Below are 19,476 nucleotides of genomic sequence, written 5' to 3'. Positions count from 1 at the left end.
GCACACCAGAAAGGACCCCGCCTGTGAGCACCCGACGCCAGCCCGCCCGCAAGGCTCCCGCCAAGAAGACGACGACCAGGGCCAAGACCACCCCGGCCACCACGACCGCGACGGCCGGCCCGAGCGAGGCCGCCGACACGACGGTGGCCACCGAGCCCGCCCCCGCCCCCGCGCCGGCGTCGGTGCCGGTGCCGGTGCCGGAGGTCGACACCGAGGCGATCGTGACCGCCGCCCGTGCGGAGGCCGACCAGCTGCTGGCCGCCGCGCGCACCGAGGCGGAGGCCCTGATCGAGCAGGCCCGTCGGCAGAGCGCCGACGCCGACACCGCGGCGCAGAAGGCGCAGGCGGAGGCGGACAGCATCCTCGCCGTCGCCAAGGACCAGGCGATGCGGATGCGCAAGCTCACCGAGGAGCAGATCGCGTCGGCGGAGGAGACCGTGCAGCGGGCCCGCACGATCGCCGACGGCGACCTGGCGGCGGCCGAGCAGACCCTCGCCCGCCGCCGTCAGGCCGCGGAGAAGCTCCAGGCCGAGGCCGAAGCGGAGGCCGCCCGGATCGTGGAGGCCGCCCGCGCCCGCGCGGCGCAGCTGCGTACCGAGGCGGAGCGGGACAAGGACCGCGTCCAGGCCGAGGCCGACGCCACCGCCGCGCACGCCGCGCACCTGGTGGAGGAGGCCAAGCAGCGGGCCGCCGACCTGGTGGCAGTTGCCGAGGACGACGCCCGCGCGCGCCGCGAGGCCGCGACCGAGATGCGCCAGCAGGCGGAGAAGGACTCCGAGCAGCTGCGCACCCAGGCCCGCGAGGACGTCGCCACGGCCGAAGAGGACGCGGCGAGGATCCTGGACCAGGCCCGCGGCCAGGCCGCCGAAGTGCTCCGCGAGGCGGAGCAGGACGCCGACGACACGCGCGGCGAGGCGCAGCAGGTCCTCGAGGCCGCGCAGGCGCAGGCGGAAGAGGACGTCCTGAAGGTCCGCTCGATCGCGGAGGCCAAGGCGGCCGGCGCCATCTCCAGCGCGGAGGCCGCCGCATCCGAGCGGATCACGGCGGCTGAGAAGGAAGCGGGCCGCCTGGTCGCCGACGCCAAGCGGGAAGCCGAGCAGGTCCGCAACCGCGGCCGTGCCGAGGAACAGCGGGCACGGGCGGAGCTGGAGGCCACCCGCGCGGAGGTCACCGCCGCCCAGGCGCTCATCGCGAAGCAGGAGAAGAGGAAGAACTTCGTCAACACCTGGGGGCCGCGCGTGGCCCTGGGCGCGACGATCGTCCTCACCGCCTCCGGCGAGTTCGCCCTGGCCAAGCTGAGCGGCTGGCCCGCAGAGGTCGCCTGGGCGCTGCCGCTGGCGATCGACGTCTACGTCGTGCAGGCGTTCCGCCGGCACCGCGACGTCGCGGGCGCGCTGATCCTCATGGTCGCCGCGAACGCGATCTACCACCTCGCGGACGCCGGACTGGTTGGCGTCGACAAGAAGGGCAACCCGCTGTGGTGGCTCATCGTCGGCGTCGCCGCCATCGCCCCGTGGGTGATGTGGCGCATCCACCAGATCACCAAGGAGCCCGGTGAGACGGACTCCGGTGAGACCGGCACCACGGGCGGCGCCGGACCGGATGAGACCACGCGCACCGCGCCCGCCGGTGAGACCGAGCACACCCGGGCCGCCGATCCCAGCGGCTTCGGTGAGACGGTTCCCCACCCGCGCACCGCCCCGGCACTCGTTGCCGAGACGGGTGAGGGTGAGACCCGCCGGGAGCTTGAGACCGGTCCCGCTGAGATGAGCGGCCCGGTGAGCCTGACTGAGACGACGCCTCACGCGAGTGAGACGCGCAGGTCAGACGGTGAGACGGACTCCTCGGACAACGGCGTGACCCCGGTTCCGCTGCGCTCCGGTGAGACCGGCCGCCCCGCGCTCGCCCGGGACGCTGAGATCGAGGGGCAGATCACCTCGCTGCTCAGTCTCATGTACCGGCGCCAGGGAGCGGAGACCGTCTCAGTGGACGAAGCCAAGGACGTCCTCGGCGTCTCACGCGCCACCGCCGGCCGCCGCCTTGAGATCGCACGGACCCGCTTCCGCAAGGTCTCGTGAGATCGCAGGGCGGCAACCGACCGCCGACGGGCCTCGCGCCCTGACGCACCGCACCACTCAGCGGACCGCCGGAAAGGCCGGCGCACCGCACCGTCCGGCACACATCAAGGAGGGCCAGCCCGCGGGATTCGGGCTGGCCCTCCTCGCGACTGCCGGAAGCAGCCGACCCGTTCAGTACAGCACGTTTCCCCTGATCAGAACCCGCTTCCGGCATGCCTGGACGGGCCCGAACCACACCGAGAAGGAGTCAGCAGCCATGTCCGGCATCGACTGGGACAAGGAGTTCAGCCTCATGGACCCCCAGACGCCCCCGCACACCCCGACGCCCGAGACTCCGGAGAAGCCGGAGAAGCCCGTGACCTCGCGTTTGTCCGTCGCGGTCGGCGGGATGCGCCGCAACACGGCGGCGCTCGCCGTGTGCGGCACGATCGCCGTGGTCGCTGTGTGCGGCACGGTCGTCGCCGTCACCAGCATGCAGGCCGACCAGGCCGCCCAGGAGCGGGCGCGGGCCAAGGAGAAGGCCGCGAACGCCCTGGTGGAGGCGGAGGCCGACAAGCAGCGGGCGCAGACCGAGGAGGCCGCGGCCAAGACCGTGTACGAGCGGGAGATGACCGTCTACCGCGAGTGCATGAAGTCCCGCGCGGCGGCGGTCGCCAAGGCGGCCTCGTACGACATCGCGAGGATCCCCAACTGCGACGCCCCGACCCTCGGCGGCACGGCCTCCAAGTCCCAGGAGTCGGCTGGTTCCGGCGGCGGTGTCGGCGGCCTCACCTCCAGCCCGTGGCTGTGGGTGGCGCTCGTCGGAGGCGGCGGATTCATCGCCTACAAAAAGCTCTCCGCGCCCTCCGGTTCGGGTGCGGTAACCCCCATGAACGACAAGGGATTCACCTTCGAGAAGGGTGCGTGACATGACGCTTCAGTTCTTCGCTCTTGCCCTGTTCTGCTGGGCGCTGTTCTTCACCTTCAAGAAGACGAAGGGGAAGCAGATGGTGATCTGCATCATGCTGATCGTGTCCGGGATCTTCCTGCCGTACACGCCGTTCAGCGAGCAGATCCGGACCACGCTGGAGTCGGTGTTCAACACGGCGAACACGACCGTGAACAACATCAGCTCGTCGTCACGCTGAGTGCATGCCATGGGTTACCGGTTACCGGTTACAGCCCCCAGGACACCCCCGGAACCGCCCCCCGGGCGGCGCGAACCGGTGTCTCAGGGGCCTGTAACCGGTAACCGGTAACCGTCCGGAACCACACAGAGTCACAGAAGGGAGGGCCGTGGAAATCCTCGTACTCCTCGCCATCAGCTACCTGTTCGGCGTGGAAAAGACGCATGGGAAATACGAACAGGCGGGAATCAAGAAACCTCCCGCCAAACCGAAAGATAAATGGAATCCGACCCGGGCTCCGGAAACATTCCGAAACACGCCGTACAACATCGCGGCGAAAACGCATTACGGGCTTCTGGCGGGTGCCCATATCGCCGGTGGCCTGCGCGACGGCTGGCGCTCTGCCTACCTCAAAAAGCCGAGCGGGAAGCCTTCCGTTTCCACTTCTGCCGGGCCCACTCCAGGGCCCTCCGCGACCACCGTGCCGCCCAAGCCCACCGCACCCCCGACTACCCCGCCGACCGCACCGACGGCGGCCCCGCCTCCGGGCACCCCGCCCCCGACGGCGCCGCCGACCGCACCTCCGCCGCCGACGGCTCCCCCGCCCCCGACGACCCCGCCGACGACGCCGGGAACCGCAGTGCCCCCGGCGGGCACGGTCCCGCCGCCCCGCACCGTCCCGCTGCCCGAGCACATCAGGAAGGACCCCGCGATGCAGCCCAACCCGCCCGTACCGCACGCCGCGACCGTCGACGACAAGGGCATCCACGTCACGACCGCCGCCGGGAAGACCCGCACCTACAGCGGCGGCGAGGTCATGACCCTCACCCAGGTCATCGACCTCGCCGAGGGCTCGGCCACCCTGTGCCAGGCCAGCACCGACACCGCCCTGGAACTCATGGACGAGTCCACGGAGCTGGCCACCGACTGCGACACGCTCATCGCCGACATCACCGCGAAGGGCGTCGGCGCGAACCTCATCGCCAAGTGCGAGGTGCTCAAGGAGCAGCTCGACCTCCAGGCCGCCGCCGCCAAGGACGTCCACGACAAGATCCAGGGCGGCGAGGAGGCGTGCCGCACCGCCTCGGCGAACGCGGAGCTGCGGCACGGCGGCATCTTTCGGGCCGTCGCCGACTCCCCCCTGACCAAGCCCGCCGAACGCGACTTCTACAACGCCCGATAGAAGAGGAGCAGCCCCGCATGAGCGCCACCGAGACCCTGAAGGACGCCGCGAACTACGCGGCCCTGCGCACCAAGCTGGCCTGGCTCACGCACAAGGTCCACGCGCACGCACAGACCGTCACCAAGCTCGCCTCCGACGTCGATGACGCCGCCGAACAGATGCTGGACGCCTCCGAGACGATGAAGGCGCTGGCCGTCGACGACGCGACGACCTCCGAGTTCGCCGACGCCGCGCTGACCATGACCGGCGTCAAGGACGCGGCCGGCGCCTACACCTCCGCCGCCGACAGCGCCTCCGCGGCAGCCGACGACGCGAAGACCACCACCGAGAACGACCACGGCGGCATCGCCGACGCGGTCGACTCCTCCCCCGTCGACATGGCCGAAGCGGCCTTCTACACCCAGCAGTAAAGGAGTTCAGGACCGTGGGGCCGACCCGAGCACAGTTCATCCAGTACGCGCCCGCCGCGCTCGCGGTGGTGCCTCTCGTGGCCGGCCCCTGGTCCGCCCTCGCCGCCGCGGCGGCCGGAGCCGGGGCGTGGGCCGTCAACGTCTCCGCCCCGGTACTGCGGTCGTTGATCGGGTGCGGGTTCACGGCCACCGGGTGCGGCATCGCCGCGCACGAGGTCCTCGCCGCGGGCGGGAACCCGCTGATCGCCCTCGGCCTCGCGGTACCGGCCGGGGCGGCCGCCCTGGCCCACCACCGCAACATCACCGGCCACACCCCCGCCCTCGTACCCGCGGCCACGGGCGCGGGGACGGCGGGCGGGCTGACGTCGCAGGAACAGCTCATCACCGCCTATTGGAAGGAGTTCATCTCCGGCCCGACCCAGACCGAGGGGCGCGCCCTCATCCAGGCCGGGGCGAACCTGGAGCACTTCGCCCTCGAGGCCGACGGCGATCACGTGGCGTTCACCGGGATCATCACCCTGCCGCAGGGGCAGCAGGTGCGGGTGAAGGCGGCTGACATCGCCTCCGTCTACCGGGTCCCCGTCTCGCAGGTCGATCTGGGTGACCCCAAGCACTATGCGCCGAACGCGCTGCCCGTCACCGTGCAGTTGAGGGTGCCGGCGGAGCAGCCGCAGATCGCGTCCGGCGCCCCGACGGCTCCCGAGGAGCTGTGGGACGCCTACGTCGGCGTGCCGGAAGGGGCGATGCCCGGCACCACCTTGACCCTCACCCGCTACGACGGGCCGCTGGACTGGGAGGGGATCGCCACCCGCGACCGCCGGGCGATCGGGACCGTCAATCTCCAGGACCTCGCGGGCAACTTGGACCTGGAGACGATCCAGATCGCCCTGGCCCCTGGCGACAAGCCGTCGCAGATGGGGATCCGGGTGATGCGGGAGCACGCGCTGATGCACGGCACGATGCTCTCCTCGGTCGTGGACGAACTGTCGATGGACTCACGCGGCTACGTCCGCGCCGGCACCTACGTCGACGGCCGCCCCGCGCTGCTGCCGCTGGCGCAGCCCGGCTCCGGCGCCCGCCACCTCTACCTGGTCGGCGGGTCACGGTCGGGCAAGTCGGGGCTGCTGGAGCAGATCCTGCTCTCCGCCCACCGCTCGGGTATCGCGGTGGTCCTCGCCTCGCCGCAGGCCGGGACCATCGCCGGCGCCTCTCTGTCCGCCTACCTCGGGGACGGCCTGGACGAGGCGATGGGCGCGCTGCGCCTGGCCTACGCGATGATGCTCGACCGCGAGGCCCGCTACCGCTCCCCCGCCTTCCCCTTCACCGACCCGCTGGTCCTGGTCGTCATCGACGAGGCGCACATGCTGCTGTCGGCCTCCTCCCCGTACCACCTGGAGGCCAAGGCGATCGTGGAGCAGCTGACCCGACGCTCCCTCAAGCGGGGCATCGGCGTCGTCCTGGCCACCCAGACCCCGCTGGCCGAAGACCTCGGCAACTCCACCGTCATCCGCTCCCAGCTCCTCATCGGCGGCGGCGCAGTGTTCCTGCGCTGCGCCAAGGGCCAGGGCTCCCTGGTCGGCGCGAACGCCGTCGAGGGCGCGGAGGGCATCGACCTGTCGATGATCCCCTCGCAGTGGCCGGGCCAGTACGCCAAGGTCAGCAACCGGGACATGAGCGGTCTGGCCACCGAGGCCGCCGCTGCTCCCGAGGACGGCACCTTCGGTCTGGGCTACCTCCTCACTCCCGGCTCGCAGGCCGTGCAGTTCCGCTCCCTGCACCTGGATGTGCCGCCGGTCTCCCTCGCCGGAGGCGAGCGGCCGGTCGGGATCGAGGACTGTGACGCCTGGCGCGAGCGCGACGCGGTCACCCAGACCCCGATGGTCGACAAGCGCGGCAAGAACCTGATCGGCAGCCTCGCCGACCTCCTCGCCGCAGCCGAGGGCGCCGCCTCCTCGCAGGAGGCACCCCACCACAACCCCGGCGGCCTCCAGGTGATCGCCGGATCCAGCAGGCCCGGTGCTCCTGGCGTAGCCGCGGGGGCGCCCGACGGACAGGAGCTGATCAAGCCGCGCATCCTCGAGCTCCTTCGGGAGCAGTCCATCCCGATGACCGCCGAGACCATCGCCCGAAAGCTGGGCACATCCGCCAAGAACATCAAGCCGCGCCTGTCCGAGCTGAAGAAGCGGGACGAGGTCACCAACGAGAATGGCCTGTGGAGGGCAGCATGAACACCCGTACCGAGACCGACTTCACCCCCGTCGACCAGGACCTGTACGCGAAAGCGTTCCAGCTCCTCGACCCCGACCCCACCCCGGAGCCCACCGCCCCCGCGGCCTCGGCGGCTCCCGTGCCGGTCCCCCGCCCCACCGCCCCGCCGGTGCGTTTGACCGGCCCGGTGGAGGAGACCCTCACCGACGCGCTCGCGTTCCTCGACACCCACGGCTGGGCCAGGCACGCCCTCGTCCACCCCGAGGGCGCCCGGTGCTCCATCGGCGCCCTGCGCGCCGCGGCCGGCGCCCGCAACGCCGCCTACTGCGACGCCGGGAACCTCCTCCTGGACGAGGCCCGCCGCCAGCACGGCAAGAAGTGGGAGACGATCCCCTCCTGGAACGACTCCCACACCGGAACTCAGGTGCGTAGCGTGTGGGAGGCCGCCATCCGGCGCGCCCACCACATGAACATCTGACCCGGTTGGAGTTGCCCGTGTCGTTCTCGTTCACCACCCCCGAACCGGACCGTGACGACCGGTCGTTCTCCTTCACCGGCTCGCAGCCGGCCCGGGACGACGGCCGTTCGTTCTCGTTCACCGGCTCGGACCCGGCCGACATCGACAGGCAGCTCCAGACGATCACCGACATGGCCACCGAGATCCTCCGCCTCGTCGCGAACGTCCGCAGTCAGATCAACACCTGACCGCCTCCTCCGCTCAGAACGCGGAGGCACCAACAGCCAACTCGGCATCGCGCCCCGCCCGGACCCCTTCCGGGCGGGGCGTCGCTGTTCCCTGCCCGCGCTCACCCATCCCTCGGGAGACCGACCAACGTGCGCCGATACCGCTACCGCTGCACCGTCTGCCGCACCACCAGCCCCGTCGTGACCGAGATCGAGGCACTGGCCGCCGTGGGCGAGGCCCACCGCCAGACCCTCCACGGCGGCCACTTCCCCGACGACGAAATGGCCGGCCAGATAGACCGCCTCGGCCGCTGGTACGCCACCCTGCCCCCGCTGACCGCGCTCCACGCCCGCATCGCTGACGCCCTCAGCGACCTGCGCGACATCAAGACCCTGGGCCACTACTGGTGGGCCAGCACCAGCGCCACCCTCCTGATCGGCGGGACGGCCACCCTCGCCCTCCTCCTCGTCGCCTCCGCCCTCTGACCCCCGGCTCCGACCGCCCTTGTTGTCCACGAAGGAGACAGACCCGTGAACACCGCCCAGACCCAGCACTGCGAGCACAGCACCCTGCCCGGTCGTATCGAAGCCCGCGCCATCACCGCGATGGTCGCGGCCATGAGGTACCTGGAGGAGGCGCTCGCCGCAGACCCCCGCGACACCGCCGCCTTCTACACCGGCGCCAGCATCCAGCACCTCGTCCCCGAGTGGATCCGCGGCAACGCCGACCGCATCCGCCAGACCCTGGACCAGCTCGTCACCCAGTACCCCGACGAGACCACGCCCCAGGACAGCCCCGACACCCCGGACCAGGCGCCCGCCCTGACCAACCCCGCGCTCGCCGTCGGCCCGGCCACCAGCTGATCCGGTCACCCCGTCCGGCCACCGGCACCACCGCCCCCGTCCAGGGGCGGCTGGTTCCGGTGACCGGGCAGGCCGACCGGCCACCCGCTCTCACCTCACGCCCCGTCGACGGATCGTCCGTCGACGGGGCGCAGCACTGCCCGCCCTCACACCTGCTGGAGGACAACCCGTGCTCGTACCCCGTCCGCGCCGCCGGATCGGGCGCCCGCGTCCGCAGCGCCCCGGCCTCCGTTACCCGCAGCGTCCCGCCCGGCTCCCTGGTCCCTGGAGCAGGTGATGGCCGGCCAGGACGAGGACCTGGTCGACGTCGACCCGTACGACCCCGGCGACGGCTCCTTAACGGTCTTTCGGTGGAGGCAGGCCGGGCGCGAGGCCCTTGCGACCCGCCGCCAGTTGCGGGAGATGGGGCTGCGCCCCGGGGGTCACGAGCCTGTCGCCCGGATCGAATGCCGCGGCGGGAAGCGGTGGGCGTGGTTGTACCGGATCGACCTGGCGAAGCCGAAGATCCCGATGACCCTCGCGAAGGAAGCCGCGCTCGACAAGGCCATGGCAGCTCGCCAGACATGCGGCACCTGCCGCCGGCGCTATTTCCACTGCATCCCCTTGAAGACCTTGGGTTCGTGCTTGGAGTGCTTCGACGGCACGCCCGCCGACCCCGCCTCCTACATCGCTCCCCCGGCCAAGCACTTGCTGGCCGCCTGATCCGAGAGGACCACCGCCCCATGACCACCGACACCACCACCGCCGACGAGGCGATTCGCTACACCGCCGACGTCGTCCTGTTCGCCGCCGGCCACGTGCTGCTGATCGAGCGGGGCTGGGACCCGTACGAGGGCTGCTGGGCGCTAACTGGAGTGCGAGCGGTCATGTGGACGCCGGAGAGACGAGCGTTGTCGCCGCCGCGCGCGAGCTCGAGGAGGAGGCCGGTATCGCTGTTCCGGTGGCGGAGCTGCGGCAGGTGGGCGCCTTCGACGCCCCCGGCCGCGACCCGCGCGGCCGGTACGTCAGCGTCGCCTACACGGCCACCCTGCCCGCGCCCGTTGCGTCGACGGCAGGAGACGACGCCACGGCCGCCCGCTGGTGGCCCCTGGACGCGCTCCCCGACCTCGCGTTCGACCACGCCGACATCCTCGCGGCCGCCGCAGCCCTGACGTGAGCGCCCGCCGCCTGCGCGTCGCCCTGCTGCTGGCCACCGCCGTCCCGCTCGTCGCGGTGACGGCCGCCGCCGCGCTCAGGGCTGGCCACCTCAAGTTCTACGCCGACCGGCACCGCATCGAGTTCACCGCCCGGTCCCGATCGGGCTGCCCGCGCTGCCACGGCGAGGGCGGCTGGTGGGTTGGCGGCGCCTTCCCGGAGATGGAGGCGTGCGGCTGCTGGGCCGACCGGCGAGAGCTGCGCATCCGGCTCCTGCCCATCCCGGCCTGGAACGAGCCGCCGTTCTGAAGCACCACCGCCCCCGGCCGGAGATCGGCCGGGGGCGAAGGCACCACAGGGGCGTCCGCAGCATCGGCAAGAGGCCGGACGCCCGCTCCTTCACCCTGCGAGATCAGGAGAAACCCAGCATGACGCATCGCTCCGCCCTTTTCGCCGCCGTCCTTGGACTGGGCCGCGCCGGGTCGAACATCGGTGATCATTTCGTTCAGTCCGACTACTGTGCTCGGGTCAAGGGCGCCACCGACGACAAGCCCGTCCACTTCGCGGCCACCCCGGACGATGAACCGACCGTCCACGGCACGGCCGACGGCATCAAGGCATGCGCCTGGCACTGCCTGACCTATACCGCCACCCAGGCCCTCGCGGTCGGGGTCGGCGCCCGCATCCTGGGCATCCGGCTGCACCCCGGTGCCGCTGCGGCCGCGCTCGCCCTGTCGTTCGTCACGCACTACGCCGCGGACCGCCGGGTGCCGGGCGGGCTTCTGGAGACGCTCGCCACGAAGACCGGCAAGGGCAACTTCTGGCGTCTCACCTCGCACGGAATCAACGGCGCGTACTGCCTGGACAGCGCCTGGCACCACGGCTGGGAGACGGCCGCCGCGCTGGTCGCCACCACCGGGGCGACGACCCCGTGACCGGACGCCCCCGCGCCGACGGCATCGACCAGGAGGCCGACGTGCGCACCCCGACCAACACCCAGTTATCGAGCGGCCCCGGCCGCCAACACCCCTTCGTGGAGGACCGCATGGCCCGCAAGCCTGTCACCTGGTACATCGCCACCCCCGCCGACGGCATCATCGAGATGTCCCGGCACGCCGGCACCCCGGTGAACCTCGCCGCGTCCGTCGGCCAGGTCGTCGACCACCCCCAGCCCTGCACCAACCTGTGGTTCGACGAGGGCCCCTTCTCGTACTTCCGCATGGTCAAGCGCGTCGGCGAGGCGCTGGAGGACACCGGCATCTGGCCCATCACCTGGCCCGTGCGGCTGTGGATCGTGGAACCGCTGGGCGAGACCGGCAACTGGGGCCAGCGCCACTACCCTTACCGGCTGCTCTCCCACCAGATCCGAGTCCTCGAGGAGACCGACGCCCACCGTGCGCTCGGCGCTGCCGGCCGCGACGTCCTGGACGTCATCCAGCAGGAGATCCCCGAGCAGGCCGTCCGCTGGGCTGCGGACTGGGACGCCGACCCCGAGGGCATGCGCCAGCGGCAGTGGAACTGGGCGCAGTGCGGCGGCCGCGCCTGCGGCAGCGGACGATGGGCGGAGTCGGTGGCCTTCACGACCTCGCACGCCCGCCGCGAGTCCGCCGCCCAGACCTGGATCGAGCACCTCGCGCGCCGCGCCGTCGACCAGGCCCTCGCTGACACCGACGCCAGCATGTACGCGTACAGCTACGCCTACGGCCGCGCCACCGGCCATGCGGTCGCCGCCCAGCACCAGGCCCGCTTCGACGCGTACGTCCTGGACGCGCTCCGCGGCACCGGCCTCGACTCCCCCGCCGCCTGACCGGACGCTCTCCGTACGCCCCCGTTCGCCGCACCGCCCCCCAGGCGGGCGACGGCGGGGCCGTGCGGTGTCCGTCCGGTCAGCCGAGACCGGACGACCGGCCCTCTCCTGGAGGTCACCGTGTCCCTCGCCCGTCGTCCCCTCATGGAAGCCGCCGCCGCCCGCTTCGGCTGGCGCCGCGCCTACGGCGACACCACACAGGTCGACGAGCTGCTCACCGAGCAGACCGAGACCGCCTACACCGAAGCCGCCGACCACGCGCAGCTGGCCACCGCCAAGAACACCGACGTCCTCACCGTGCAGCCCTGCGTCCTGGACGTCCGCGGCCGCGTCCTGGCCGACGTCCTCTACCTGGAGGGCCTCCTGACCGGCGCCCGCAACCGCGACCTGCCCCCGGAGCTCATCGAGCGCCTGGAGGACGCCGTCGACCACGGCCACGAGCTGACCGTGCTGCTCGCGGACACCGTCCACATCACCGCCGCCCACGCGACCGGCCACTGAGCGCCGGGACCGACCAGCGACGGAGGGAGGGCCGTCAGTGCCGCTTCGCTACTTCGAAGTTGGCGTCCCGATACACCACACCACCAACCGCCAACTGAAGGGCGTACACGTCTTCACCGGCGAGGCGTCGTCCAAGAGCGAGGCCCTGCGCATCGCACACGAGGTGTACGACGCGGCGCTCGCCGCGCAGCAGGCCGGACTCGAGGTCCCCGGCAAACAGGCCGGGGGCTGGGGAGCGCGAGGGCTTCGGCCCGACTGGGCGCTCGACTGGCAGGCCGCGAAGGCCGGCCCCTGGCACGACCCCTACAGCTGGCTCAACCACGAGCCCTTCGAGCTGTAGGTCCGCCCCGGGACGGCCGCCAAAGGCCGGAAAACCAGTCGGCCGCCCCGGGCCACCCAACCCGTACAAGACGAGAAGGGAGCCACCAGTATGGCCTCCACCGTGCGCGTACATGCCCCGATCAGGCAACGCGCCCTGTCGCTCGCCGTGCCGCTGACCGGCTTGGGGCGGGCGGCATGAGCGAGACCACCACCGCCGACCCGGGCACCTGGATCCGGGGCATCACGATCCGCCAGCCCTGGACGACCTGCATTCTCGCCGGGAAGGACGTGGAGAACAGGCCGGCCCCCTGGTCCTGGCGCGGCTGGCTACTACTGCACGCCGGACAGGCCACCGAACGGGCCCCGATGCGCGACCCGCTGGTCGCCACCGCGATCCGCGGCCGCGCCCTGCCCACCCGGGCCGTCATCGGCGTCGCCCGCCTCACCGACTGCCACCAGGACGCCGCCGGCACCGCCCCCTGCTCCCGCTGGGCGCAGCCCGACGCGTTCCACCTGGTCCTCGCCGACGTCCAGGAGCTCGCGCTCCCCATCCCGTGGCTGCACGGCCAGCTCGGACCGTGGCGCCCCCCGCAGGACCTCGTGGACCAGGTCCTCCTCCAACTCCCCCACCTCGCTCCGGAGGCCACCTCATGAGCGGCAACCGCACCGGCGTCCCGCAGCCGCCGACGTTCATCGCGGCCGACGACCGGATCCCCTTCCCTCACACCGACCAGGCCCTGCGCTGCCGCACTGAGCCCGGCCTGTTCGCCATCGAGGACATCCACAACACCGACAAGGAACCCCGCGCCCGCGAGAAGGCACTCGCCCAGGCCAAGCACGCCTGCTCCGGCTGCCCGATCGTCCAGGGCTGCCTGAAGTGGGCGCTGGCCAACCCCGGCCTGACCAAGACGGGGGTGTGGGCGGCGACCACCAAGCGCGACCGCACGCAGTTGCGCAAGGAACTCGTGGCGCGGCTCGGTGCGGACTGGGTCGGCGTGGTGGCCGAACAGGACCGGCTCCGCAGGCAGCGGCAGCGCGCGGCGCGCTTCGTGCCGCCGACCGTCCGCGAACTGGCCCTCGCCCGCCTGGAGCTGGAGGACATCCCCACCCGGCCCACGCCGTACAACCGCTGGAAGGAACCCATCACCGCCCGCCAGGCGGCGTCCAACCGGCACGTGCTGGAGCTGGTCGCCAGCGGCAAGGCGGCGTAGCCGTGTTCACCGACTGGACCGAAGCGCTCGAAGCCGAGTCGCTGCCCCTGGAACCGACCCCGGCGCAGCAGCTCGCCGCCGCGGCCCGGGTCACCGCCCGCGCCTCCCGCGACAAGGACGACATGGCGTTGCTCCTGGACGTCCTCGGGCTGCCCACCGACCCGGACACCCTCACCGCTCTGCTCCCCCTCCTCCCGGAATCCGGAGACGCACCCACTATGACGAGCACCCCCGCCGCCCCGGCCCTGTCCGCGCACGAGGCCATGGCGATCTCCATGCACAACAACGGCGACAGCGAGCAGGCCATCCGCGAGGCCACCGGCCTGAACGAGAGCGAGCTCAGCGACCTCATCGCCGACCAGGTCCTCGGACTGCCCCGCACGGCCGCCGACGCCCGGGTTATCGACGTGCCGGTCATCCCGCTGGCCGTCTCCACCGCGGTGCAGAAGCTGCTCGCCTGGGCGGCCGCGCACCCGGCCGCATCGGTCCGCAGCCGCGCCACCCGCATCACCGCTGACCTCTGCGAGCTGTCCGAGCGCCGCGACAGCGAGGCCGCGCAGCGCGAGGCCGAAGACAAGGTCGCCAAGGCCAAGGCCGAACTGGAGAAGGCGCAGGAGCAGCTGCGCACCGTGAAGGCCGGCACCCGCACCACGGCGGCCGCGACCGCGCCCACCCCGATCCGTACGGGCCTGGGCAGCGGCCGCACCCGCGAGGAGCTCGCCGCCATCAGGACGTGGGCGCGGGCCAACGGCCACCAGGTCGCCGACGCGGGCATGATGCGCAAGACGGTCCTGGAGGCGTACGACGCCGCGCACCAGGCGCCGGTCCGCAAGGCCGGCTGACCCGTGGACACCGACGCGATAGCCCTGGACGGGTACCTGGACGAAGAGACCGTGCCCGGCGACCTGCACGGATCGACGGCCCGATTCCGGCTCACCGTCTCCCCGACGGACGAGCGCGCGGACGAGATGATCCTGCCCTGCAGCGTCGCCGACTCGGAGCTCGCGCACACCGTGCTCCACGAGCTCGTCCCCGGCGACCAGCTGCGTGTCACCGGCTACCTCCGGCTCCCCCGCACGCCGGACGAGCCGATGTGGATGGTCGTCACCACGCTCGCCGTACTGGAGACCGCGCCCCTGTTGTCCGACCCGGCCGCCGCCGCCACGGCGGTCATCGAGCGGTACGGGCCGTACGTCTGCTGGTTCGACGCCGACACCACCGGCGTGGAGGTGTTCACCGAGCGGGGCACGTGGGTCGGCACCGCACCCGAGCCGAACGAGCTGGGCGAACTGCTCGAAGCTTTCGAGCACCGCCAGGCCGCCGGCGGCGAGTAGCGGAGCCGCCGTGCCCATCCGTCCCGAGAACCAGCACCGCTACCCGCGCGACTGGAACGAGATCAGCGCGCGGATCCGGTTCGAGCGGGCCCGCGGCCGCTGCGAGTGCACGGGCCACTGCGGCCTGACGCACCCGGGCGGCCGCTGCCCGGCCGTCCACGAGCAGATCCACCCCGACACCGGCTCCGTGGTCGGCCTCACCACCGCCCACCTCAACCACACACCCGAAGACGTGCGAGACGAGAACCTGCTCGCCGCCTGCCAGCTGTGCCACCTGCGCATCGACCACGGGCACCACCGGATCACCCGCTCGATCACCCTCGCCGCCCGCGCGGCCGCCGCCGGACAGCTCGGCTTCCTCGCCGACGCCGACCTCGAGCGCATCGAGCCGCCGGCCCCGCCCCGGCCGTCCGCGCCCCGCACAGCACGCCCCGCACTCCAGCTCTCCTTCACCGACCAGGAGGCATCCTGATGCCCGACCAGCCCACGCGCACCGTCCTGGAGCGCTTCCCCGCCGGCGGCCCCCGCGGCTCCTGGCCCGCCGACGAGTACGCCGCCGCCCAGCGCGCCCAGGGCACACCGGCGCAGGTCGTGATGGACCTCGGCAGCGACCAGTTCCTCGTAGTCGCCGACACCACTCCCCAGTAGCACCCGCGTACATACAGCGCCGTGCCCGCCTCCCGTGCGGGCACGGCGCTGTCTGGCACGACACCTTCACAGAGAGGATGAAGATGCTCTTCCTCGTTCGCCACGCCGAATCCATCGAGAACGCCACCAAGTACACCGGCTTCTACGAGGATCCCCGTCCGTGGACCGGGCCGGCCGCGCATGCGCTGTCCCGGGACGTTGTCGGCCTGACGCCCCGTGGCTTCCTCCAGTGCCTGTGGCTGCGCAAGACGCTGCGGGACCTGGCCGGACCCGACCCGGCGGTCCGCACTTCGCAGTACCGCCGCGCCCGGGACACCGCCGCGCTTGCTCTGCCCGGCCTGCCCCTTGAGGTGACCGAACTCCTCAACGAGCAGCACTACGGCGCGGCCACCTACATGACCAAACGAGAGCTGTATGCCACCTATCCCGAGGGGGCGGAGGACCGACAGACCCGCAAGCACCTGTGGACGCCCCCCGGCGATGACGGAGAGTCCCTCGCCTCCGGAGTCCTGCGGCGGGCCACGGCGTTCATCGACGGCCTGCACACCGCGCCCGCGACGGATGTCGTGGCGTTCACGCACCACACCGCGATCCTCGCGCTGCGCGCAGTCCTGGAGCGCCGGCCGGTGACCGAACTGGTCGACGAAGCCCGTGCGCGCAAGACACCCAACGCCGCCGTCCTGCTCTACGAACAGGTCGACGGCCTGTTCCACGCCCGCGGCACCGCCGAACCGGACTGCTGAGGAGAGGCGGCCATGAACGTCCTGTACATCAACGGGCCCGTGCAGAACGGCCCCTTCACCTTCGCCGAACGACCGGGCAAGGCGGCCGGTATCCGCGCGGCCGAAGCGCTCAACACCCTCCTTGACGCCGGGCCGGTCCCGCATCTGTGGAACACCGTCACTCTGGCCGGAGACCTTCGCCACCGTGACGCCCCCGACCGGGAGACCGTCGGCCGGCAGGAGCGGGAGGAACGCGCGATCGCCGCCAAGTACGCGCCGGGCGCGGCCCCGGCCGGTGGCGTTCTCACCGACACCGCGCCCATCGTGGCTGCCCTCGCGCTGGAGATGACCGAACGCCTCCTGCGGGAAGGCGCCCTGGCGGTCGTTCCCACCGCAGTCCATCTCTGCGCCCGCTGCGGTCACATGACCGGCGCCGTCGCCCACGCCTGCCGGGCGTGCGGGCACCAGGGCTCCCGGTCTCACACCCGGCGGCTGCTGGTCTGGGACCGGGCCCCAGGCACACCAGTGCTCGCCCGCGATGACTTCCACGCCCACCAGGCCCGGCCACCAGGACATCTGCTGACCATCGCCCAGAACGTCCCTCAGCGACTGATCCTCTCCCGCACTCGCGACCACGGCATCAGCCTCGCGCCGCTCGGGCTCGACGGCCTGGTCCTGGACCCGCGGGCCGGCCTGCACATCGCCGTGCTGGCCGCCGCCGCCCGGTCCAACGCCGGGCAGCCGGTGATGACGGTCACCGAGAACGCCGCAGCGAACGTCGCCGCCTACGGGGCCCCCTTCCGGCGGCACGACGGAACACGGCTGCGGTACGCGCTGCACGGGCGCATCCCGTACGACGACACCGCGACGCTGCAGCGGCTGTGCGAGGTACACCGCGTCAACCCGGCGCTACGAGAGCTGTTCCTCACCTGGTTCCTGCCACTGTGCTCACTGCACCTCCGGGCGGGCATCACCGCGGCACAACTCCCGGGCCTCCTGAAATTCTGGCGCCGCGCCCACCTGGCCCGGCCCGACACACCCGGGAGTGACGTCCCCGCCGAACTGCGGCGCAGCGTCGCGGCCGGTGATATGCGCTGGGTCATGGACGTCCGGACCCTGTCCCGGGCCATCCCCGAGTACCCGGTCACCCACGGTTCCGCCAAGGAGCCGGAAGGAGCGAGCTGATGAACGAGAACGAGAACGGCTGGCGGTTCGTCAAGAAGCGGACCGCCGCCGACGGCGCGGTGTACGTCTCCGCCGACAACACGCGCTACCGGCGTACCGGCGGAGCCGAGCTCCAAGGGGAGGCCGCATTCCAGCGCCGGATCGCAGACCTGGACTACCCGGTGCCGCACGTCCTGGAGGAGGGCTTCACTGACGACGGCCACTACTACGTCGTGGAGGAATCCCTGGGCGACCAGACCCTCCACGACCGTGCGGTGGCGTCACTGGACGGCAGCCGCGACCTGCACGACGACATCGTCGACACCGCCGGGCAGGTCGCCGCCCGGCTGCTGCTCGCCCAGGCCGCCCATCTTGTCCAGCCCACGCCCGGCGCGTTGCGGCAGTGGCTGGACAGCGCCGGGTTCACCCAGAACGTCTTCCAGGAGAACCCCGACCTGGACAACACCCGCACGCACGCCGCGCTCGATCACGCGCTGGACCGCCTGGGCACGGTCCCGCTGGTGGCCGGCCACCTCGACTACGGCCTGCCCAACGTCCTGTCGGCCGGAGTCATCGACTGGCAGCACCACGGCCTCGTGCCACTCGGATACGACGTCCTTCCTGCCCTGGAAATCATCGCCTTCAAGGGCGGCAACAAGGGCTACACCGCCAGCCCCGGCCAGCGGCGCCGCTACCTCGCAGCGCTGGACGACGCGAGCCTGAACGCAACCGGACAGCCGGTCAGCCAGAACCTGGGCGCCTACCTGCTCGTCAAGGCCCTGTTCTTCCTCGCCCTGATGCGGCCCACCGACCCCTCCCGCACGGACAAGCACCTGAAGTGGCAGTACCGCCGTCACCTCTTCACGAAGGGACTCGAGCAGCATGAGCGCACCGGGACGGTCGATACCGCCCTCTTCCCCAGCCTCAACGACTTCGCCGCTGGGCACCGCGCTGGCGACCATCCGTGACCGCGACTACCTCCTGGACCGCTCCGGGGTCATCTTCAAAGTCATCGGCGACGTCCACCCCGGCACGCACTTCCTCGGATACGTCAAGTACTACCCGGACGCCCGCGGCGACCGGGTGCTGTTCGGCCGCACGTACCGGCAGAACAGCGTCGTGTCCAAAGCGTTCGGGATCCTCGCCGACCGGCCCGAGTGCTACATCTACTCCCCCGCCGTGGGGTGCGTCATCACCGGCGTGCCCCGCGAGGACATCGTCACCCACTACTCCTGCCGCCAGACCCTCACCGCACTGCACCAGGCCCCCGGCCTCCTGGACCAAACAGCGGTCAGCGAAGACCTGATCGCCATCATCAAGTGGATCGTCGCAGCCGGCGCCGCGGACGTCATCGGCGTGACCGGGTCCTTCCTGGTCGGCGCCTGCAACGCCCGCTCCGACATCGACCTCGTCTGCTACGGGCCGCGCGGCTACGAAGCGGCGCAAGCACTGTTCGCCGAACGCGCCCTCATCCACCCCTACGAGGGCGAGACCCTCACCCGGCTCTACGTGCGGCGCGCCAAGTACATGGTGGGAGGAAGCTTCGACGCGCTCATGCGCCAGGAGGCCCGCAAACTTCAGGGCCTGACAGCCGGTGCGGGGGCGCACATCAACTGTGAGCCACTGAGGGCCGACGGCGACAAGACGTTCGCCGGAGTGGTTGCCAAAGAGGTAGGGGCGATCTCCGTCCTCGCCCGGATCACGGATCACTCCGAGGGCCTGGTCACGCCGGCGCTCTACGGAATCGAGGTGGACACCGTCACCGAGTCAACGGTCGACGAACCATCCGTGTTCGCGCGCCGGATCACCCACCTCCGCTCCTACCTCGGTGCGTACACCGGGGCATTCCGCACCGGCGACGTCGTCTACCTCTCCGGCCGACTGGTCCACATCCAAGGACCCGACGCACACAGCGGCTTCGGCATCGAACTGACCCCATGGTCGGCAGCCGCGTCCTTCCTCGCCAACCTGACCCGCTGAGCCATGCGCATGGTGTCCATGGCCCACCTTCACGGCTGGCGGAACATCCAGAACCCCGACAGTGACGCGGCGTACGACCGAGCACGGTGAAGGCCCGCACTCCCCGCGTACGTGCAGGGGG

26 protein-coding genes and 1 pseudogene are annotated in these 19,476 nt (G+C 71.8%); all 27 read left to right on the top strand.

Going from position 1 to position 19,476, the window contains the following annotated elements; genetic code table 11:
* Window positions 1-23 precede the first annotated feature (23 nt).
* The 27 genes and pseudogenes from OHB41_RS51155 (at window position 24) to OHB41_RS51025 (ending at window position 19,355) form a co-directional block, all read left to right on the top strand.
* Window positions 24-2,078, top strand: coding sequence for a hypothetical protein (locus OHB41_RS51155; protein ID WP_266709537.1), 2,055 nt, complete (start codon window positions 24-26; stop codon window positions 2,076-2,078).
* A gap of 256 nt (window positions 2,079-2,334) precedes the next feature.
* The gene (locus tag OHB41_RS51150) at window positions 2,335-2,985 is read left to right on the top strand and encodes a hypothetical protein (protein ID WP_266709536.1); all 651 of its coding nucleotides are present in this window, start codon (window positions 2,335-2,337) and stop codon (window positions 2,983-2,985) included.
* Window position 2,986: 1 nt separating this feature from the next.
* A complete protein-coding gene (locus OHB41_RS51145; protein WP_229868326.1) occupies window positions 2,987-3,205 on the top strand; it encodes a hypothetical protein in 219 nt (72 codons plus the stop codon).
* Between the two features lie 691 nt (window positions 3,206-3,896).
* Window positions 3,897-4,367, top strand: a complete 471-nt coding sequence (locus OHB41_RS51140; protein ID WP_266709535.1) for a hypothetical protein — start codon at window positions 3,897-3,899, stop codon at window positions 4,365-4,367.
* A 17-nt stretch (window positions 4,368-4,384) separates the two neighbouring features.
* Window positions 4,385-4,777, top strand: a complete 393-nt coding sequence (locus OHB41_RS51135) for a hypothetical protein (protein ID WP_266709534.1) — start codon at window positions 4,385-4,387, stop codon at window positions 4,775-4,777.
* 14 nt (window positions 4,778-4,791) lie between these two features.
* Window positions 4,792-7,005, top strand: a complete 2,214-nt coding sequence (locus tag OHB41_RS51130) for a hypothetical protein (protein ID WP_266709533.1) — start codon at window positions 4,792-4,794, stop codon at window positions 7,003-7,005.
* The gene (locus tag OHB41_RS51125; protein WP_266709532.1) at window positions 7,002-7,463 is read left to right on the top strand and encodes a DUF6197 family protein; all 462 of its coding nucleotides are present in this window, start codon (window positions 7,002-7,004) and stop codon (window positions 7,461-7,463) included. The genes OHB41_RS51130 and OHB41_RS51125 overlap by 4 nt, the downstream gene beginning before the upstream one ends.
* Before the next feature lie 17 nt (window positions 7,464-7,480).
* The gene (locus OHB41_RS51120) at window positions 7,481-7,690 is read left to right on the top strand and encodes a hypothetical protein (protein WP_266709531.1); all 210 of its coding nucleotides are present in this window, start codon (window positions 7,481-7,483) and stop codon (window positions 7,688-7,690) included.
* Window positions 7,691-7,819: 129 nt separating this feature from the next.
* Window positions 7,820-8,155 carry a hypothetical protein gene (locus OHB41_RS51115; RefSeq protein ID WP_266709530.1) on the top strand — a complete coding sequence of 112 codons (336 nt, stop codon included), beginning with the start codon at window positions 7,820-7,822 and terminating at the stop codon, window positions 8,153-8,155.
* Window positions 8,156-8,200: 45 nt separating this feature from the next.
* Window positions 8,201-8,533: a hypothetical protein gene (locus OHB41_RS51110; protein WP_266709529.1), complete on the top strand. Its 333-nt coding sequence runs from the start codon at window positions 8,201-8,203 to the stop codon at window positions 8,531-8,533.
* Between the two features lie 276 nt (window positions 8,534-8,809).
* A complete protein-coding gene (locus tag OHB41_RS51105; RefSeq protein ID WP_266709528.1) occupies window positions 8,810-9,235 on the top strand; it encodes an RRQRL motif-containing zinc-binding protein in 426 nt (141 codons plus the stop codon).
* Window positions 9,236-9,255: 20 nt separating this feature from the next.
* Window positions 9,256-9,689, top strand: a pseudogene (locus OHB41_RS51100) (NUDIX domain-containing protein).
* Complete coding sequence (locus OHB41_RS51095) at window positions 9,686-9,976, top strand: hypothetical protein (RefSeq protein ID WP_266709527.1); 291 nt, start codon at window positions 9,686-9,688, stop codon at window positions 9,974-9,976. Before OHB41_RS51100 ends, OHB41_RS51095 begins: the two are co-directional and overlap by 4 nt.
* Window positions 9,977-10,095: 119 nt before the next feature.
* Entirely contained in the window at window positions 10,096-10,602 is a 507-nt protein-coding gene (locus OHB41_RS51090) for a hypothetical protein (RefSeq protein WP_266709526.1), read from the top strand.
* Window positions 10,599-11,474 carry a hypothetical protein gene (locus OHB41_RS51085; RefSeq protein WP_266709525.1) on the top strand — a complete coding sequence of 292 codons (876 nt, stop codon included), beginning with the start codon at window positions 10,599-10,601 and terminating at the stop codon, window positions 11,472-11,474. The genes OHB41_RS51090 and OHB41_RS51085 overlap by 4 nt, the downstream gene beginning before the upstream one ends.
* Window positions 11,475-11,594: 120 nt before the next feature.
* Window positions 11,595-11,975: a hypothetical protein gene (locus tag OHB41_RS51080; RefSeq protein ID WP_266709524.1), complete on the top strand. Its 381-nt coding sequence runs from the start codon at window positions 11,595-11,597 to the stop codon at window positions 11,973-11,975.
* Window positions 11,976-12,012: 37 nt separating this feature from the next.
* Entirely contained in the window at window positions 12,013-12,315 is a 303-nt protein-coding gene (locus OHB41_RS51075) for a hypothetical protein (protein ID WP_266709523.1), read from the top strand.
* A 176-nt stretch (window positions 12,316-12,491) separates the two neighbouring features.
* Window positions 12,492-12,950, top strand: coding sequence for an ASCH domain-containing protein (locus OHB41_RS51070; RefSeq protein WP_266709522.1), 459 nt, complete (start codon window positions 12,492-12,494; stop codon window positions 12,948-12,950).
* Window positions 12,947-13,507 carry a WhiB family transcriptional regulator gene (locus tag OHB41_RS51065; RefSeq protein WP_266709521.1) on the top strand — a complete coding sequence of 187 codons (561 nt, stop codon included), beginning with the start codon at window positions 12,947-12,949 and terminating at the stop codon, window positions 13,505-13,507. The genes OHB41_RS51070 and OHB41_RS51065 overlap by 4 nt, the downstream gene beginning before the upstream one ends.
* A 2-nt stretch (window positions 13,508-13,509) precedes the next feature.
* Window positions 13,510-14,349: an Lsr2 family DNA-binding protein gene (locus tag OHB41_RS51060; protein ID WP_266709520.1), complete on the top strand. Its 840-nt coding sequence runs from the start codon at window positions 13,510-13,512 to the stop codon at window positions 14,347-14,349.
* Window positions 14,350-14,352: 3 nt separating this feature from the next.
* Complete coding sequence (locus tag OHB41_RS51055; protein WP_266709519.1) at window positions 14,353-14,841, top strand: hypothetical protein; 489 nt, start codon at window positions 14,353-14,355, stop codon at window positions 14,839-14,841.
* Window positions 14,842-14,851: 10 nt separating this feature from the next.
* A complete protein-coding gene (locus OHB41_RS51050) occupies window positions 14,852-15,313 on the top strand; it encodes a hypothetical protein (protein ID WP_266709518.1) in 462 nt (153 codons plus the stop codon).
* The gene (locus OHB41_RS51045; RefSeq protein ID WP_266709516.1) at window positions 15,313-15,489 is read left to right on the top strand and encodes a DUF8839 family protein; all 177 of its coding nucleotides are present in this window, start codon (window positions 15,313-15,315) and stop codon (window positions 15,487-15,489) included. Before OHB41_RS51050 ends, OHB41_RS51045 begins: the two co-directional genes overlap by 1 nt.
* A gap of 83 nt (window positions 15,490-15,572) precedes the next feature.
* On the top strand, window positions 15,573-16,232 hold the full coding sequence (locus OHB41_RS51040) for a histidine phosphatase family protein (RefSeq protein ID WP_266709514.1): 660 nt from the start codon (window positions 15,573-15,575) through the stop codon (window positions 16,230-16,232).
* A 12-nt stretch (window positions 16,233-16,244) separates the two neighbouring features.
* Window positions 16,245-17,396 (top strand): hypothetical protein, encoded by a 1,152-nt coding sequence (locus tag OHB41_RS51035; RefSeq protein ID WP_266709513.1) that lies wholly within the window; start codon window positions 16,245-16,247, stop codon window positions 17,394-17,396.
* Window positions 17,396-18,343 carry a phosphotransferase gene (locus tag OHB41_RS51030; RefSeq protein WP_266709512.1) on the top strand — a complete coding sequence of 316 codons (948 nt, stop codon included), beginning with the start codon at window positions 17,396-17,398 and terminating at the stop codon, window positions 18,341-18,343. Before OHB41_RS51035 ends, OHB41_RS51030 begins: the two co-directional genes overlap by 1 nt.
* Window positions 18,258-19,355 (top strand): hypothetical protein, encoded by a 1,098-nt coding sequence (locus OHB41_RS51025; protein ID WP_266709511.1) that lies wholly within the window; start codon window positions 18,258-18,260, stop codon window positions 19,353-19,355. Before OHB41_RS51030 ends, OHB41_RS51025 begins: the two co-directional genes overlap by 86 nt.
* The last annotated feature ends 121 nt before the right edge of the window (window positions 19,356-19,476 follow it).

Source organism: Streptomyces sp. NBC_01571, from assembly GCF_026339875.1.
Taxonomy (GTDB): domain Bacteria; phylum Actinomycetota; class Actinomycetes; order Streptomycetales; family Streptomycetaceae; genus Streptomyces.
The sequence above is the reverse complement of the archived record's forward strand: the minus strand, read 5'-3'. Positions and strand labels throughout refer to the sequence as shown.